At 73.0% G+C, this 13,362-nt stretch carries 14 protein-coding genes; 5 read left to right on the top strand and 9 right to left on the bottom strand.

Annotated elements, in window-relative coordinates:
- Window positions 1-11 precede the first annotated feature (11 nt).
- From AB0K12_RS16335 to AB0K12_RS16325, 3 genes are all read right to left on the bottom strand, one after another.
- On the bottom strand, window positions 12-1,247 hold the full coding sequence (locus AB0K12_RS16335; RefSeq protein ID WP_364560964.1) for a hypothetical protein: 1,236 nt from the start codon (window positions 1,245-1,247) through the stop codon (window positions 12-14).
- Window positions 1,244-1,756 carry a SigE family RNA polymerase sigma factor gene (locus AB0K12_RS16330; protein WP_364560960.1) on the bottom strand — a complete coding sequence of 171 codons (513 nt, stop codon included), beginning with the start codon at window positions 1,754-1,756 and terminating at the stop codon, window positions 1,244-1,246. Before AB0K12_RS16330 ends, AB0K12_RS16335 begins: the two co-directional genes overlap by 4 nt.
- A 64-nt stretch (window positions 1,757-1,820) precedes the next feature.
- Entirely contained in the window at window positions 1,821-2,198 is a 378-nt protein-coding gene (locus tag AB0K12_RS16325; protein WP_364560956.1) for a helix-turn-helix domain-containing protein, read from the bottom strand.
- Window positions 2,199-2,340: 142 nt separating this feature from the next.
- On the opposite strand from AB0K12_RS16325, the gene AB0K12_RS16320 reads away from it, so the two are divergent.
- Window positions 2,341-3,192, top strand: a complete 852-nt coding sequence (locus AB0K12_RS16320; protein ID WP_364560953.1) for an MBL fold metallo-hydrolase — start codon at window positions 2,341-2,343, stop codon at window positions 3,190-3,192.
- Here the strand turns inward: AB0K12_RS16320 and AB0K12_RS16315 are convergent.
- The 3 genes from AB0K12_RS16315 to AB0K12_RS16305 are packed head-to-tail and all read right to left on the bottom strand — an operon-like array spanning window position 3,189 to window position 5,460.
- Window positions 3,189-3,503, bottom strand: a complete 315-nt coding sequence (locus AB0K12_RS16315; RefSeq protein WP_364560951.1) for a hypothetical protein — start codon at window positions 3,501-3,503, stop codon at window positions 3,189-3,191. The genes AB0K12_RS16320 and AB0K12_RS16315 overlap by 4 nt on opposite strands.
- A complete protein-coding gene (locus tag AB0K12_RS16310) occupies window positions 3,503-4,648 on the bottom strand; it encodes a glycosyltransferase family 9 protein (RefSeq protein ID WP_364560948.1) in 1,146 nt (381 codons plus the stop codon). Before AB0K12_RS16310 ends, AB0K12_RS16315 begins: the two co-directional genes overlap by 1 nt.
- Window positions 4,645-5,460: a glycosyltransferase gene (locus AB0K12_RS16305; RefSeq protein ID WP_364560945.1), complete on the bottom strand. Its 816-nt coding sequence runs from the start codon at window positions 5,458-5,460 to the stop codon at window positions 4,645-4,647. Before AB0K12_RS16305 ends, AB0K12_RS16310 begins: the two co-directional genes overlap by 4 nt.
- A gap of 83 nt (window positions 5,461-5,543) precedes the next feature.
- On the opposite strand from AB0K12_RS16305, the gene rfaE2 reads away from it, so the two are divergent.
- On the top strand, window positions 5,544-6,968 hold the full coding sequence (gene rfaE2 / locus AB0K12_RS16300; protein WP_364560942.1) for a D-glycero-beta-D-manno-heptose 1-phosphate adenylyltransferase: 1,425 nt from the start codon (window positions 5,544-5,546) through the stop codon (window positions 6,966-6,968).
- A 1-nt stretch (window position 6,969) separates the two neighbouring features.
- On the opposite strand, the gene AB0K12_RS16295 is transcribed toward rfaE2, so the two are convergent.
- Both AB0K12_RS16295 and AB0K12_RS16290 read right to left on the bottom strand, forming a co-directional pair.
- On the bottom strand, window positions 6,970-7,791 hold the full coding sequence (locus AB0K12_RS16295; RefSeq protein WP_364560939.1) for an alpha/beta hydrolase: 822 nt from the start codon (window positions 7,789-7,791) through the stop codon (window positions 6,970-6,972).
- 53 nt (window positions 7,792-7,844) lie between these two features.
- Window positions 7,845-9,371, bottom strand: a complete 1,527-nt coding sequence (locus AB0K12_RS16290) for an IucA/IucC family C-terminal-domain containing protein (protein ID WP_364560936.1) — start codon at window positions 9,369-9,371, stop codon at window positions 7,845-7,847.
- An 81-nt stretch (window positions 9,372-9,452) separates the two neighbouring features.
- On the opposite strand from AB0K12_RS16290, the gene AB0K12_RS16285 reads away from it, so the two are divergent.
- The 3 genes from AB0K12_RS16285 to AB0K12_RS16275 all read left to right on the top strand — a co-directional run bounded on the left by AB0K12_RS16285 (window position 9,453) and on the right by AB0K12_RS16275 (window position 12,922).
- Window positions 9,453-10,952 (top strand): IucA/IucC family protein, encoded by a 1,500-nt coding sequence (locus tag AB0K12_RS16285; RefSeq protein ID WP_364560933.1) that lies wholly within the window; start codon window positions 9,453-9,455, stop codon window positions 10,950-10,952.
- A gap of 74 nt (window positions 10,953-11,026) precedes the next feature.
- Window positions 11,027-11,458, top strand: coding sequence for an STAS domain-containing protein (locus tag AB0K12_RS16280; RefSeq protein ID WP_364560929.1), 432 nt, complete (start codon window positions 11,027-11,029; stop codon window positions 11,456-11,458).
- A gap of 57 nt (window positions 11,459-11,515) precedes the next feature.
- A complete protein-coding gene (locus AB0K12_RS16275) occupies window positions 11,516-12,922 on the top strand; it encodes an NAD(P)/FAD-dependent oxidoreductase (protein WP_364560926.1) in 1,407 nt (468 codons plus the stop codon).
- Window positions 12,923-12,927: 5 nt separating this feature from the next.
- Here AB0K12_RS16275 and AB0K12_RS16270 read toward each other — a convergent pair whose 3' ends face one another.
- The gene (locus AB0K12_RS16270; protein WP_364560923.1) at window positions 12,928-13,344 is read right to left on the bottom strand and encodes an STAS domain-containing protein; all 417 of its coding nucleotides are present in this window, start codon (window positions 13,342-13,344) and stop codon (window positions 12,928-12,930) included.
- Window positions 13,345-13,362: the final 18 nt, after the last annotated feature.

Genomic DNA, 13,362 nt, shown 5'->3' with positions numbered 1-13,362 from the left:
GCTGCCGCCCCTCAGCGCGGCGTGAGGACTGCCCTCCAGGCGCCGTCCGCCTGGCTGTTGGAGTTGGCGGCGAGCTGGGTGGCCCTGGAGCCGTCCACGCTGACGAGCACCAGCCCGTTCTTGAACTCGTTCTCGCACTTGCCCGCACACCCGAGCGCGATGACCTCGTCGTCGCCGGCCCAGGCGTGCAGCTGCAGCACCCGCTGACGGCCGGCCACCTCGCCGGTCCTGACATCGGTGATCTTCGTGGGCAGCCCGTCGTCACCGAGCAGCAGGCGGCCGTCCGGTGAGAGCGCCGAGTGTCGCGAGTGGCCGACGTAGTGCTGCCCCGCCGGTGCCTCAGCCTCCTTGCCGTCGATCGTGTACCAGACGCGGTCGGGGTGGGTGTTCGTCAGGCTCCAGATCAGCGTGCCGTCGAGGCTCCAGCCGAGGTCCTGGCGGGCGTTCCCCTCCAACTGCCGCCTGCGGACGGCGGGATCACCCGGGGCGCGTTGGGGTAGGAGGGATTCGCCCATGGTGGGCAGCGGCGCCAGCTCGTGGTAGTCGGTGGTGCCCGCCGGCACGTCGATGACGTAGTAGCCGGTGCGCGGGCTGGGGGCCATGCGCGGGCCGAACTCTTCGCCCAGGGATTCCTGCAGGTCAGGGTATTCGGAGTAGGCGGTGGCGAGGATCCTGGTGCCGTCCGGAGACCAGGCGACCGAGGCCACGTCGTGCTCCAGCTCGTACCAGGCGAGCATCTGCCGGGTGTTCATGTCGAGCACCCCCACCCGCTTGCCCATCACGTCGCCCTCGACGACGGCCGCGACCTGGAGCCCGGGGGCGACGTCCACCCACGCGTACGGGGTCCGCTCGTAACCGCCGGTGCGCGGGTCGTACAGGGACCAGGCGTACCGGACGCGCTTCAGACCGTTCTCGATGAGCTCGACGCTGTACTGGTAGTACGCCGACACGGCCATGGTCCCCGCGGCGATCAGCTTGGCCGGCGGGACGTTCTCCGTGTCGGTACGCACGTCCGTCGGCGCGGGCGACGGACGGGCGGGCAGCTGCACCCCGTCGGCGGGCACCACGACGGGGTCGGCGCGCCAGGTCACGAACACGGCGACGGCCGCGATCATGGCGCCCACCAGCAGCGCGGCCCCGATCGGCAGCCACGGCGCGCGCCTGCGCAGCGCCCGGTCGGCGAGGTCGCCCGGCACCTCGGCCTCGTCCGCCCATTCCTCGAACGTGTCACGCAGCAACCTGGTCATCTGGCCGCCTCCTCCATTCCCTGTGCCAGCTCGGGGGCGATCTCGCGCAGCCGCGCCAGCGACCGGTGCGCCGTGCTGCGCACGGTGCCGACGGTGCAGCCCAGCATCTTCGCCACGTCCTGTTCAGGCAGGTCCTCGAAGTACCGCAGCACGAGCACAGCCCGCTGCCGGGCGGTCAGCCTGGACAGGGCCGAGCGCAGCACGAGGCGCAGCTCGCTCTGGTGGTGGGCGTCGCGCGCCGCACGTTCCGGCGGGCTCGCCTGCACCACCTCGGGCCGGCGCACGCTCGCCCGCCACCAGCTCACCTGCTGCCGGTACATGATCTGCCGGACGTACGCCTCCGGCGCCGCCACCCGCCGCCATCTGCCCGCCAGCTTCGCCAGCGCCGTCTGCACCAGGTCCTCGGCCGCGTGCTGGTCCCCGCCGGTCAGCAGGTACCCGAGCCGCATGAGGGCAGGCGATCGCGCGGCGACGAACTCGCGGAACAGGTGTTCGTCCGCGGCGTCCACGGTCACCTCCAAGGGGATCGACAATCACCCTTGCAGACGCCGCGGGGCCGCCCAGCTATGCGACCTATCGAAAATCGTAGCGATGCTGGGCGGCCTGCAGCGCCGGGGTGTTGTCGCTGAACCAGCTCAGCAGCGCGCACAGCTGCCGCGCCAGGCTCCGCCCGAGTGGCGTCAGGCGGTAGCTGACCTGCGGCGGGACGGTCGGCTCCACCAGGCGTTCGGCCAGCCCGTAGCGCACCATCGACTTGAGGTGCTGCGACAGCATCTTCTGGCTGATGCCGCCGACGTGCCGGTGAAGAGCGGAGAAGCGCATGGGCCCGGGAACCAGCGCGGCGATGATCAGCGCACCCCACCGGCCGGTCACCTCGGCCATGACCGGCCGGGTCGGACAGTCCTTGTCGAAGGAGTCCGCCGGAAGCTCGAACTGCTCACTCACCGTCATGCCATGAGCTTACAAAAAGGTACGTACTTACGAAAGGTGAGCCGCAGCCCTAGAGTCGACCCACCGAAACCCGACGAATGGATTCAAAGTGGTAGCAAGTCGTGTATCCCCGGCCTTTCTCGGCTGGGACCTCGGAGGCATCGTGGTGCGCCGAGTCGACGAGATCGACATGTCACCGGCGACCAGTCAATGGCTGCTGCCCGACGCCACCCCGGAGCACCTGCACCACCCCTTGCTCCACCCCGGCTTCACCGCCGTCGCGATGCACGTCCACCTCTTCGCCATCGAGGCGAACGGCAAGCGCATCCTGGTCGACACCGGTATCGGCAACGACAAGCCCCGGCAGATTCCCGACGCCGACCACCTGCGGACCCCGCTGCTGCACCGGCTGACCGCCGCGGGCTTCGCCCCGGACGCCGTCGACCTGGTGATCACCACGCACATGCACGTCGACCACGTCGGCTGGAACACCCACCTGGCAGACGGACGCTGGACGCCGACCTTCCCGAACGCCCGCTACCTCGCCGACCGCAGGGAATGGGACCACTGGACCGCCGTCGCGGAAACCGACGAGGACGTCGCCCAGGTGCACCGCGACTCGCTGCGTCCCATCCGCGACCACGACCTGTACGACCTGCTCGACATCCCCGCCTCGGGCCTCGACGTGGCCGACGGCGTCCGCCTGGTGCCGACCCGCGGCCACACGCCCGGCCACCTGTCGGTGAAACTGACCGGCACCGGCCGCAACGCACTGATCAGCGGCGACAGCCTGCATCATCCCGTGCAACTGGCGTACCCGGACATGGGAAGCGTCGGCGACGTCGATCCCGCCGAGGCACGGACCACCCGCCGCCTCCTGCTGACCGAGCTGGCCGGCACCGACGATCTGCTGCTGGGCACCCACTTCACGCATCCCACCGGCGGACGGGTCCGGCAGCGGGACAACGGATTCCAGCTGCTGGACGCGTCCCCCGCCCTGCTCCCGCCCGCCTAGCGATCTTCGCCTTCGGGGCGGGTCGGCGTGGGATTGAGGTATTCGAGCGACGCGTCGTCTCCCGGCACCTCCAGCAGGCCGAGCGTGTCCTGCTCGCCCCTGCGGGTGATGACCGCGTTGATGGCCTCGGTCAGCTCCTGCCTGTCGTAGGCGCCCTCGGGCAGCTCATTGAGGTGCCCGAGCAGGTCGGCGGGCAGGCTGACGTGCCGGGACGCCTGCGCGTACACGTCTCTCATCGCCACCCGCTCACGCCCCTGAAAGGCCTCGTCGATGGCCTGGCGCAGCTCGTCGAGCACCGCGTGTTCCGTCATCAGCTCTCCCCCGGAGTTCCGTGGAGCAGGTCGTCCGCCTGCTCCGCCACCATGTCCACCGTGACGTCGCGCACCCAGGACTCCACGTGCGGGCAGCGCTCGGCCGCCGGGTCCACGCCGTCCGCGCCGCAGGCCGGGCAGGACGTGGTCCACGAGATCAGCGGCCGGTGCGCGGCCCTGCTGAGCGGGCCCGCGTTGATGAGGTTGCCGCACCAGTAGACGGCGACCGTGGGGGTGCCGACGGCCGCGGCCAGGTGGCGCGGGCCGGTGTCGTTCGCGATGAGCAGGTCGCAGCGCTCGTAGAGCGCGGCGAGGCCGCCCAGCCCGAGGGTGCCGACGACGGGGATCGCGGGCCGCCGCATCGCCGCGACGACGCCCGTGACCAGGTCCTCCTCCGCACGGGTGCCGGTCACGACCACCGGTCTTCCGGTACGGTCGGCGGCCTCGGCGAAGCGCTCGACCGGCCAGCGCCTGCGCGGGTCGGTGGCGCCGGGATGCACGGCGACCAGCCCCTGCGGCGTCCTGCCGAGCACGCGGGCCAGCTCGGCCCGGTCGCCGTCGGTGACCTCGACGCGCGGCTCCAGCCCGCCGCCCACCCCGCCGACCAGCGCCGCGACCTGGAGGAAGCGCAGGGTGTCGTGGTGGTAGTGGATGTACGGCAGCCACCGGTCCAGGCTCTCCGCGCCCGGCGCGCGCAGCCCTGCGGTCACCCGGGCGCCCAGCCGGCGCACGAACGGGTTGGAGTAGCGCCCGCCGCCGTGGATCTGCACCGCCAGGTCGAAGCGCCGCTCCCGCAGCTCGTCGTAGAGCACGTCGGGGGCGCTGCGCCCGCTCTCGTACGTGGAGACGCCCGTGATGGGCGGCAGCGCCACCACGTCGTCCACGGGCCCTGGACGCCCGGTGAGGAACGCGGCATGCCACGGCGTGGCGAGCAGGGTCAGATGCGCACCGGGATAGGCGCGCTTGAGCGCGTCCAGCGCCGGGACGGCCATGAGGTAGTCGCCGAGCGCGTTCGCCCGGAGCACCGCGATCCGCCGCACATCCGCCACCAGCCCGCCGCCCGCTTCCGAGCGCGCCGCAGGGCCTCGCCCGGCGGCCGGTTCTGTGCCGGCCTCATGCACCCGACCGGCGCCGATCATGGTCATGACGGCTCCATCACGTAGTCGTAGCACTCGGCGGCGCGGTCCACGACGGTGGTCGGCAGCTCCAGGTGGTAGGCGCGGCTGGGCAGCAGCCCGGCGCCGCCGTGCCGTTCCATGACGCGCAGCTGCGCCACGACGTCCTCATCGGCGTGCGCGACCGGCACCGACCGCCAGAACTCGAACCCGCCGCACCCCTCCACCAGGGCCCGGTCGTAGAGCACGCACCCGCCGATCCAGGCCACCTTGTACGCCCGCCACGCCGCCCTGATCCCCACCTTCTCGGCCAGGTGCAGCGGGTTGGCCGCGTTGTGCAGGGTGTGCCGCCGCCAGGCGGGGCTGTCCCTGCGCACCCGCTCGGGCCACACCTGCCGGGCCCACTCCTCGTACGGCGCCAGCTCGTGGGGCCGCCGATCGTGCCGGTAGGAGAGCCCGTGCAGCCCGTACCCGACGAACCCGCACCCCAGCTCCCCGAGAGCGGACACCAGCACGGAGACCGCACCCGGCTCGAGCCACACGTCGTCGTCCAGGTAGAGGCACCACCGCCGCTCCGTCTGCTCCAGCAGGAACTGCCGCTGCTCGGCGAGCCCGCGCGCGGGCACGTGACGCAGCAGCGAGACGGGATGGCCGCGGTGCTCCAGGATCCGTACGGCGCTCGCCACCAGCGGGTCCCCGGTCACGGGCACGGACGACTGGTCGGAGATCACGACCCGGAACCCGCGCGCGTCCTGCGCCGCGAGCCCGGCCAGCGTCACCGCCAGCGAAGCCGGGCGGTCCTTGGTCGGTACGAGCACATCGAGGTCTCCAGGGCCGTGCATAGCCGCCTGGCTACCCGCCCCCTATCGCGCCTAACTTCCGGTATGCCGGGTTTGAGCAGGGCTTTTACTGGTACCTCCCCCTCATGGGCACAGACAAGATCCCCAGCGCCGTGGTCGTCGGCGACGTCATGCTCGACTCGTGGCTCCATGGCTCTGCCAAGCGTCTCGCCCCGGAGGCGCCGGTGCCCGTGATGAGCCTGGAGACCACCGAGGACGCCCCCGGCGGCGCCGCCAACACCGCCGCCAACCTGGTGGCGCTCGGCGCCCGCGTCCGGCTCGTCGGCGTGGTGGGCGACGACGAGTGCGGCGCGACGCTCGTCGAGTCGCTGCGCCTGCTCGGCGTGGGCGTCGATCTCGTGACCGTGCCCGGCCGGCGGACGGCGCACAAGCGGCGGCTGATCACCAGCGGCCAGCTCACCGCCCGCTACGACGAGGAGGACCACGGCGAACTCCCCGAGGACGCCGAGCGCGAGCTGCTCAGCCGGCTGACCGACGCCCTGGCCGGAGCCGACGTGGTCGTGGCCTGCGACTACGGGGGCGGGGTCTGCACGCCGGCGGTCCGCAAGGCCCTGGCGGGACTGCCGCTGCTGGTCGTGGACGCGCACGCGGTCGCCCCTTGGCGCGAGTGCGGCCCGTACGCGGTGCTGCCGAACTTCGCCGAGGTCGTCCGCCTGCTCGACGACGAGGACGAGACCGGCGACCGGCCCGCGTACCTGATGGCCAGGTCCGAACAGCTCCTGGAGCTGACCGGCGCGCGCATGGTCGTCACCACCCTCGACGGCGAGGGCACGCTGCTGCACCGCCCGGGGCAGCCGCCGTACCGGACCTACGCCCAGCCCGCGCCGCAGCACATGGCGACGGGCGCGGGCGACACGTACACCGCCGCGTTCGCACTCTGGCTGGCCGGCGGCGCGGCCTCCGAGGAGGCGGCGCGGGCCGGGCAGGCGGCGGCCGGCGTGGTCGTCCGCCGCCAGGGCACCGCCGTCTGCACCCGGTACGAGCTCCAGCGCGCCCTGCGCCGCCAGGAGGGCCAGGAGGGCACCGTGCAGGCCGCCGAGCAGCTGGCCGGGCTCCTGGACGAGCACCGGCGCAGGGGCGAGCGGGTGGTGTTCACCAACGGCTGCTTCGACGTGCTGCACCGGGGGCACGTGACGTACCTGGAGCAGGCGAGCCGGCTCGGCGACGTGCTGGTGGTGGCGGTGAACGGCGACGCCGGCGTGGCCAGGCTCAAGGGCCCCGGCCGTCCGGTCAACCCGTGCGAGGACCGCATGTCGGTGCTGGCCGCGCTCACCTTCGTGGACTACGTGACCGAGTTCGACGAGGACACCCCGGAGCGGCTGCTGCGGATGATCCGCCCGGAGCTGTACGTGAAGGGCGGCGACTACACCGCCGAGATGCTGCCCGAGGCGCCGCTGGTGCGGGCGCTGGGCGGCGAGGTGCGGGTGCTCGACTACCTGCCCGACCGCTCCACCACCGCCATCATCGGCCGCCTGCGCCTGCTGCCCTGACTCATCCCAGCGCCTTGGACAGCCACGGACGCAGGACCGGCAGCACGTTGACCGGCTGCATCGCGCTCATGTGATCGAGCCCGTCGAGCACCTCGACGTCCCAGCCCCGCTCCACCAGCTCGGCGCGGTGCCGGACGAGCGGGCCGCGCAGGTCCACGGTCACGCCGCCCCACTTCTCCTCGTAGCGGATCTCGTCCTCGGATCCCGCGAAGCACAGGCGCGGACAGGTCAGCCCGGCCTTCGTGTCGTCGAAGCCCTGCAGCCCCTCGTAGAGGGTGACGAACTGCCTGGCCTGCTCCTCGCTCGGCAGCCCGTCCGCCGACGACCAGGGGTCGTCGCTCTGCTCGGGCGCGGGCGGGTCGACGGCCATCTCGTACGTCGCCATCGTCACCTTGAGCATCTCCGCGTACGGCCCCGCGTACGGCGGGAACCCGCCCATGACCAGCGCGGAGAGGCGGTCGGTGCGGAGGGCGAGCTGGAGCCCGCTGAGCGCCAGCCACGAGTACCCGTAGTAGGCGAACCGCTCGGCCCCCGCGGCGTCGGCCACGGCCAGGAGGTCGCGGGCGACGTTCTCGGGGGTGAGGGTGCCGGGTTTGGGGTGGTCCATCACGTGCCCCTGGTAGTCGAAGACCACCACCTGGAAGGCGTCCGACAGCCCCTCGACGAAGGTGCGGCCGAGCGCCGGGTCCATGCCCCACTTGCGCATCTCCTCGGCCCGCTCGCCCTCCACAGGCTGTGGATCGACCGGCAGCAGCACGGCGGGACCCGACCCGTGCACCTCCACCTCGATCGTCTCGCCGTCGTGCATCGTCGCCTCGGCCATGGCGCCCTCCCCTGATTCGTTACGCCATAAAGAGTTAATGAGGAGACAATAGCTTATGCCGTAAAGAGTCTCAACGGATTGGGGACGGGCACCCAGCGCATGGCCGCGCCGTCGGCGTCCAGCCAGCGCAGCAGCAGGTTGGCCTTGGCCGGCACGGACGCGGCGGCCAGCAGCTCGCGCAGCTCCCGGGGATCGCCGTACTCCTTGCCCGCCGCCGCGAAGACCGCCCTGGCCCGCGCCCACAGCTCCGCCCGCAGCCCCGGATGCCGCTCGGTCAGCGCGCCCGCGATCTCGCACAGGTTGTTGGTGACCAGGCAGTAGACCAGCCGCTCCCACGCCCGTACGGCGCCCAGCAGCGGCCCCGCCGCGTGCCGCTCGGCGACCAGCTTGACGCCCTCGTAGTCGCGGAACAGCGCCTGCGCGGGCAGCCCGGCCGCGTCCACCGCGACCAGCACGTTCTGCAGGTGGCATTCGAGGACCACCCCATGCCGCAGGTACGCGTGCAGCACCGGCGGCACCACGTGCTCCAGGTAGCGCTGCCACCACACCAGGGCCGCGTCCTCGTCCAGGCCGTCCAGCGGGTTACCGGGGAAACCTTCCGCGATCCCGGCCGCCAGCAGCGGGGTCAGCCCCGGGCGTACGTGCTCGCCCAGCCCGTCCCTGACGATCACCGCCAGCGCCTCGCCGCCGTCGCCGTCCCGCTCGGCGCTGCGGTGACCCCGATCCCGGAGCAGCGACGGGCCGGGCAGGTCGTCGAAGACCGTCTCCAGCAGGGCCGCCACGACGGGGAGGTGGCGCAGGTCGTGCAGCCACAGGCGGCGCACGTCGTTGGTGATCCGCACGTCCAGGCTGAACTTGAGGAACAGGTCCGCGTCCGGCAGGTAGACGGTGCGGATGGAGGCCGTCGCCACCGCCATGCCCTGCGTGTGTCCCAGCCTGCGCAGGTCCGGCAGCCCGCCGAGCAGCTCGACCTGCCAGGGATGAGCGGGCAGCGGCCCGCCGAGCCGGTCGAGCGCGCTTACGTCCCCTTCTTCGATCAGCCTCCCGTCCGGCACGTCCAGCAACGTCAGCGGAAAGCTCGCCCGCACCTCCGGCGAGTACGGCAGCCACGACTCAGGCCCCATCCCGCCCCTGGCCTTAGGGGCGGGATGGTAGGGGTGCCCCGCCATCAGCGCCTGCTCGGAGCGCAGGTAGAGGTCGGCGGGCAATGGCGCGTCCCGCCTGGCGGCGAGCAGGGCGGCGGCGACGTCGCGGCTGTGCAGGATCTCGGCCGGCACCACGTCGTTGCCCACCCCGGTGCCCGCCCGCAGCTCGGCTGCGGTCAGCTCGACCAGCTCGTCCAGCGTCAGGGGCCGCCACCCGCCGGCGGCCCGCAACAGCGGCGCACCCGGCCGCCGACCACCCGCCACGCGCAACAGCTGCCCGGTGGCAGGCAACCGATAGACCTGCGCGGGCTGTGCGGGCTGGGCCACTTCCCTGATCAGGCAGTTGAGCAGGGCCGTCGTCGCGAGTGCGGAGGCTTCGCCGGCCCCGTCGGATGGCGGGCCGGTGGGTGGGAGTACGTCGTCGGTGGCTGCCATGGCGACCGTACTCCTACCCTTTTGTCCCCGTTGGTGCCCACAGGGTAGCCAGCGGGAATGGGGACGCGGAAGGTGGAGATCATGAGGCCGGTGGAGGCCGCGTTCGCCGGGGAGCTGGCGCGCGTACGGCCCGAGCTGTCGGGCCGGTACGCCGCCGAGCTGCCGGGCGCGCGGGCCGCCGTCATGGGGCGGCTGTGGCGGGGACTGCTGTACGAGCCGCTGCCCGGCCTGAGAGCGGCCGGACCCGGGTGGGTGATGCTCGCCGACGGACGCCGGCTCATAGGGCCGGAGCGGCGGCCGTACGACGTCCGGGACGAGCCCGAGCTGCTGCTGGACGGAAAACCCTGCACCCACCCGGCCGCGCTGCTCGAAGCGCTCGCCCTGCCGGGCACCGCCGCCCTGGTCGAGGACCTGGACAACAGCGTCGCCTCCCTCGCGCTCTCCCGCGCCGGCGCGTCGAAGGAGGCCCCGAAGACGGCCGAGGAGCACGAGCAGAGCGTGATCGACGGGCATCCCTACCATCCGGGGTGCCGCAACCGGCCAGGGGTGTCGGTGGCCGAGCAGCTGGCGTACATGCCGGAGCACCGCCCCACCGTCCACCTCGACCTGCTGGCCCTGCCCGCCCGCGACTGCCTGGTCACCGGGCCATGGCCCTTCGTGGACGGCGACCGGCTGCTGCTGCCCGTGCACCCGTGGCAGACCCGCCACGTGCTCGCCGGACTGGGGTTCCGTCCCCATGCGACGGGAGCGCTGCCCGCGCGGCCTCTCATGTCCGTACGGACGCTCGCCCCGCTCGACGGCGGCCCCCATCTCAAGACGGCCTTCACCACCCGCATGACCTCGGGGGTCAGGGACATCTCCCCCGGCTCCGTACGCGACTGCGTCCCCCTGTCCGCCTTGCTCACCACGGTGGCCGGGCAGGGCGGCGGGCTGCGCATCGCCCGCTACCTGGCCGGGGCCGCTGGGCCGGTCGACGGGCGGCCCAGCGCGGACGTGTCGGTCATGCTCCGCGACCCCACCCCAGAACCGGGCCCTGTCCTTCCCCTCGCCGCCCTCCCCGCCCAGGCAACGGCCACCTGGCTGGGGGCGCTCGCGCGGCTGCTCTGGGAGGGCGCGCTGGGGATGCTGGCCCACGGGATCGCGCTGGAGGCGCACGGCCAGAACCTGCTGGTGGTCCTGGACGGCGACGGGCGGCCGTACCGGCTGATCTACCGCGACCTGGCCGACGTGCGGATCAGCCCGGAGAGGCTCGCCCGCCACGGCATCGAGACCCCGCCGGTCAGCGCGCGGCTGCTCACCGACGACCCGGCCGTCCTGCACGCCAAGCTGCTCGGCTCGCTGGCCGCGACCACGTTCGGCAGCCTGATCTCCGCCGCCGGCCGGGGCGACAGGGCCGTGGAGGGCGAGCTGTGGCACGTCGTGGCCGCCGCCGCCCGCGACGCCGCCGACGTGCTGCCGGCCGCCGACCGGGCCGCCCTGTTCGCCGAACGGCTCCCGGCCAAAGCTCACCTGCTCACGCGGGTGAGAGGCACCGGCGATCACTGGACGAGCCTGCCGAACCCCCTTCAGAACGTGCTTTAGGACCTATCCGATCGCGCGCGGCAGGAGGAGGATGGGGTGCGCTGACGCGCCCCGGACATGAGAGGGGGCTCGCAATGATGCAGCTTTCCGTCCGTCTCGTCCCCGTGGACGGCCACACCTTGGTGGTCTCCCTGACCGGCGAGCTCGACCACACGACCAGGCCCGTGCTGTCCTCGGTCCTCGACCCCGTCCCCCGATCACCGCTCATGCACGTCCTGGTCGCGGCGGCCGACCTGTGGTTCTGCGACCTCAACGGCCTCGAACGGCTCACGCTCACCCACCGCGCGCTGCGGGCCAAGGGCGGGCACCTGGCCGTCGCCGAGGCCCGCCCGCCGCTGCGCCGCCTCATCGCGCTGATGGGCGAGCAGGCCGGCATGCCGGTGCACGCCACGATGGCAGACGCGCTGGCCGCCGCCCACGTGGCCGCCTACCGCCTCCTCACGCCCGCCCGCCGCCACCTTCCCAGCCTCCGCCGCATCCAGCCCACCCCCCGCCACGCCCGCTGACAGCCGCGACATGAAAACATCTCCTCATAGGCCGAGCGAGTGCTTGGGGAGGCAGCGGTGGCTGACGAGTTCGATGTGATCGTGATCGGCGCCGGACCCGCCGGCGAGAACGTGGCGGACCGCGCGGTGCGCGGCGGGCTGACCGCCGCGATCGTCGAGGAACGGCTGGCCGGCGGCGAATGCTCCTATTGGGCGTGCGTCCCCAGCAAGGCCCTGCTGCGGCCGGTCGATCTGGCCGCCGAGGTCGCCAGGGTGCCGGGGCTCACGCTGGGCGAGATCGACGTCGCCAGGGTGCTGGCCAGGCGCGACGAGGCGGTCTCCGGCTACGACGACGGCGGGCAGGTGCGTTGGATCGAGGGCGTGCCGATCGAGTTCTTCCGCGGGCGCGGGCGGCTCGACGGCCCCAAGCGGGTGCGGGTCACCACCGAGGACGGCGATGAGCGCGTGCTGACCGCCCGCCAGGCCGTCGTGCTCGCCACCGGCAGCACCGCCGCCGTGCCGCCCGTGCCCGGCCTGGCCGAGGCGAACCCGTGGACGAGCCACGAGGTGACGGCGGCGTCCTCGGTCCCCGAGCGGCTGGTCGTGCTGGGCGGCGGCGTGGTCGCCTGCGAGATGGCGCAGGCCATGCACGGGCTGGGCGCCCGGCAGACGACCGTGGTGGTACGCGGGGGGCGCCTGCTCGGCCGCATGGAGCCGTTCGCCGGCGAGCTGGTCGCGGAGTCGTTCGCCGAGGCCGGCATCGACGTGCGCTTCCACGCGCAGATGGAGCGGGTCGAGCGGCCCGAGCCGGGCGGCAAGGTCACCGTGCACCTCGGCGACGGCCCGCCGCTGGAGGCCGACGAGGTGCTGGTGGCCACCGGCCGCGACGTCGCCACCCGGGGGCTCGGGCTCGACACGATCGGCCTGCCCGACGACGCCCCCGTCGAGGTCGACGACAGCATGCGGGCCACCGGCGTGGCCGACGGCTGGCTCTACGCCGTGGGCGACGTCAACGGGCGGGCACTGCTCACGCACATGGGCAAGTACCAGGCGCGGATCTGCGGTGACGTGATCGCCGCCAGGGCGCGCGGCGACGAGCTGCCCGCGATGCGCGACCTGGCCGGCTCCTACGGCTCGCCCCAGGTCGTCTTCACCGACCCGCAGGTCTGCGCGGTCGGCCGCACGGAGGAGCAGGCCCGCCACGAGGGCTTCCAGGTGCGGGCGGTCGAGTACGACATGGGCGCCGTCACGGGGGCCTACCTGCTGGGCGACGGCTATCGCGGCAAGGCCAAGGCCGTCGTGGACGAGGACAGGAAGGTCCTGCTGGGCGTCACCTTCGCCGGGCCAGGCGCGGCGGAGCTGCTCCACGCGGCCACGATCGCGGTGACGGCCGAGGTGCCGCTCGACCGCCTCTGGCACGCGGTCCCGTCCTTCCCGACGGTGAGCGAGATCTGGCTGCGGCTGCTGGAGACGTACGGGCTCTGAGGCGGTCAGCCCGTGGCGCGGCGGGCGGCGCCGGGGTGTTGTTCCTCGGGCTCCGAGGGGTGCAGGGTCAGCTCGGTGACCGTCTCGGCGACGCTGTCGCGCAGCTCCACGTGTGACAGCAGGTCGGTCTGCCGCAGCACGGTCAGCAGATGCGCCGACGGCCGGACCAGGATGATCCGGCCGCTGCCGCCCTCCTCCTCCATCCGCTGCAGCGCCATGCCGAGCACCCCGATGATCGAGGCGTCGTAGAAGTCCAGGTCGGCCAGGTCGAACACGAGGACGGGGCCGACCGACCAGTTCCAGACGAGGTCGATGCAGGAGCTGAAGCGCACGCGGCCGGAGTGGTCGAGCACTCCGCCGGCCCGGACGACCGTGCAGTGCAGGTGCCGGGTCGTCTCGATCCGCAATCCGCTCGTTCCCACAGAAGAACACTGCCCGCT

Origin of the sequence: Nonomuraea sp. NPDC049419, from assembly GCF_040676995.1 — a bacterium.
Classification (GTDB): Bacteria; Actinomycetota; Actinomycetes; order Streptosporangiales; family Streptosporangiaceae; genus Nonomuraea; species Nonomuraea salmonea.
This window is presented reverse-complemented; position numbering and strand designations above follow the sequence as displayed.

What these genes read in the sequence shown, in the direction of transcription:
- rfaE2 (WP_364560942.1), top strand. Translation starts at nt 5,544, where the DNA reads ATGGGCACAGACAAGATCCCCAGCGCCGTGGTCGTCGGCGACGTCATG.
- AB0K12_RS16295 (WP_364560939.1), bottom strand. Translation starts at nt 7,791, where the DNA reads ATGGCCGAGGCGACGATGCACGACGGCGAGACGATCGAGGTGGAGGTG.
- AB0K12_RS16305 (WP_364560945.1), bottom strand. Translation starts at nt 5,460, where the DNA reads ATGCACGGCCCTGGAGACCTCGATGTGCTCGTACCGACCAAGGACCGC.
- AB0K12_RS16335 (WP_364560964.1), bottom strand. Translation starts at nt 1,247, where the DNA reads ATGACCAGGTTGCTGCGTGACACGTTCGAGGAATGGGCGGACGAGGCC.
- AB0K12_RS16315 (WP_364560951.1), bottom strand. Translation starts at nt 3,503, where the DNA reads ATGACGGAACACGCGGTGCTCGACGAGCTGCGCCAGGCCATCGACGAG.
- AB0K12_RS16310 (WP_364560948.1), bottom strand. Translation starts at nt 4,648, where the DNA reads ATGACCATGATCGGCGCCGGTCGGGTGCATGAGGCCGGCACAGAACCG.
- AB0K12_RS16325 (WP_364560956.1), bottom strand. Translation starts at nt 2,198, where the DNA reads ATGACGGTGAGTGAGCAGTTCGAGCTTCCGGCGGACTCCTTCGACAAG.
- AB0K12_RS16285 (WP_364560933.1), top strand. Translation starts at nt 9,453, where the DNA reads ATGAGGCCGGTGGAGGCCGCGTTCGCCGGGGAGCTGGCGCGCGTACGG.
- AB0K12_RS16280 (WP_364560929.1), top strand. Translation starts at nt 11,027, where the DNA reads ATGATGCAGCTTTCCGTCCGTCTCGTCCCCGTGGACGGCCACACCTTG.
- AB0K12_RS16290 (WP_364560936.1), bottom strand. Translation starts at nt 9,371, where the DNA reads ATGGCAGCCACCGACGACGTACTCCCACCCACCGGCCCGCCATCCGAC.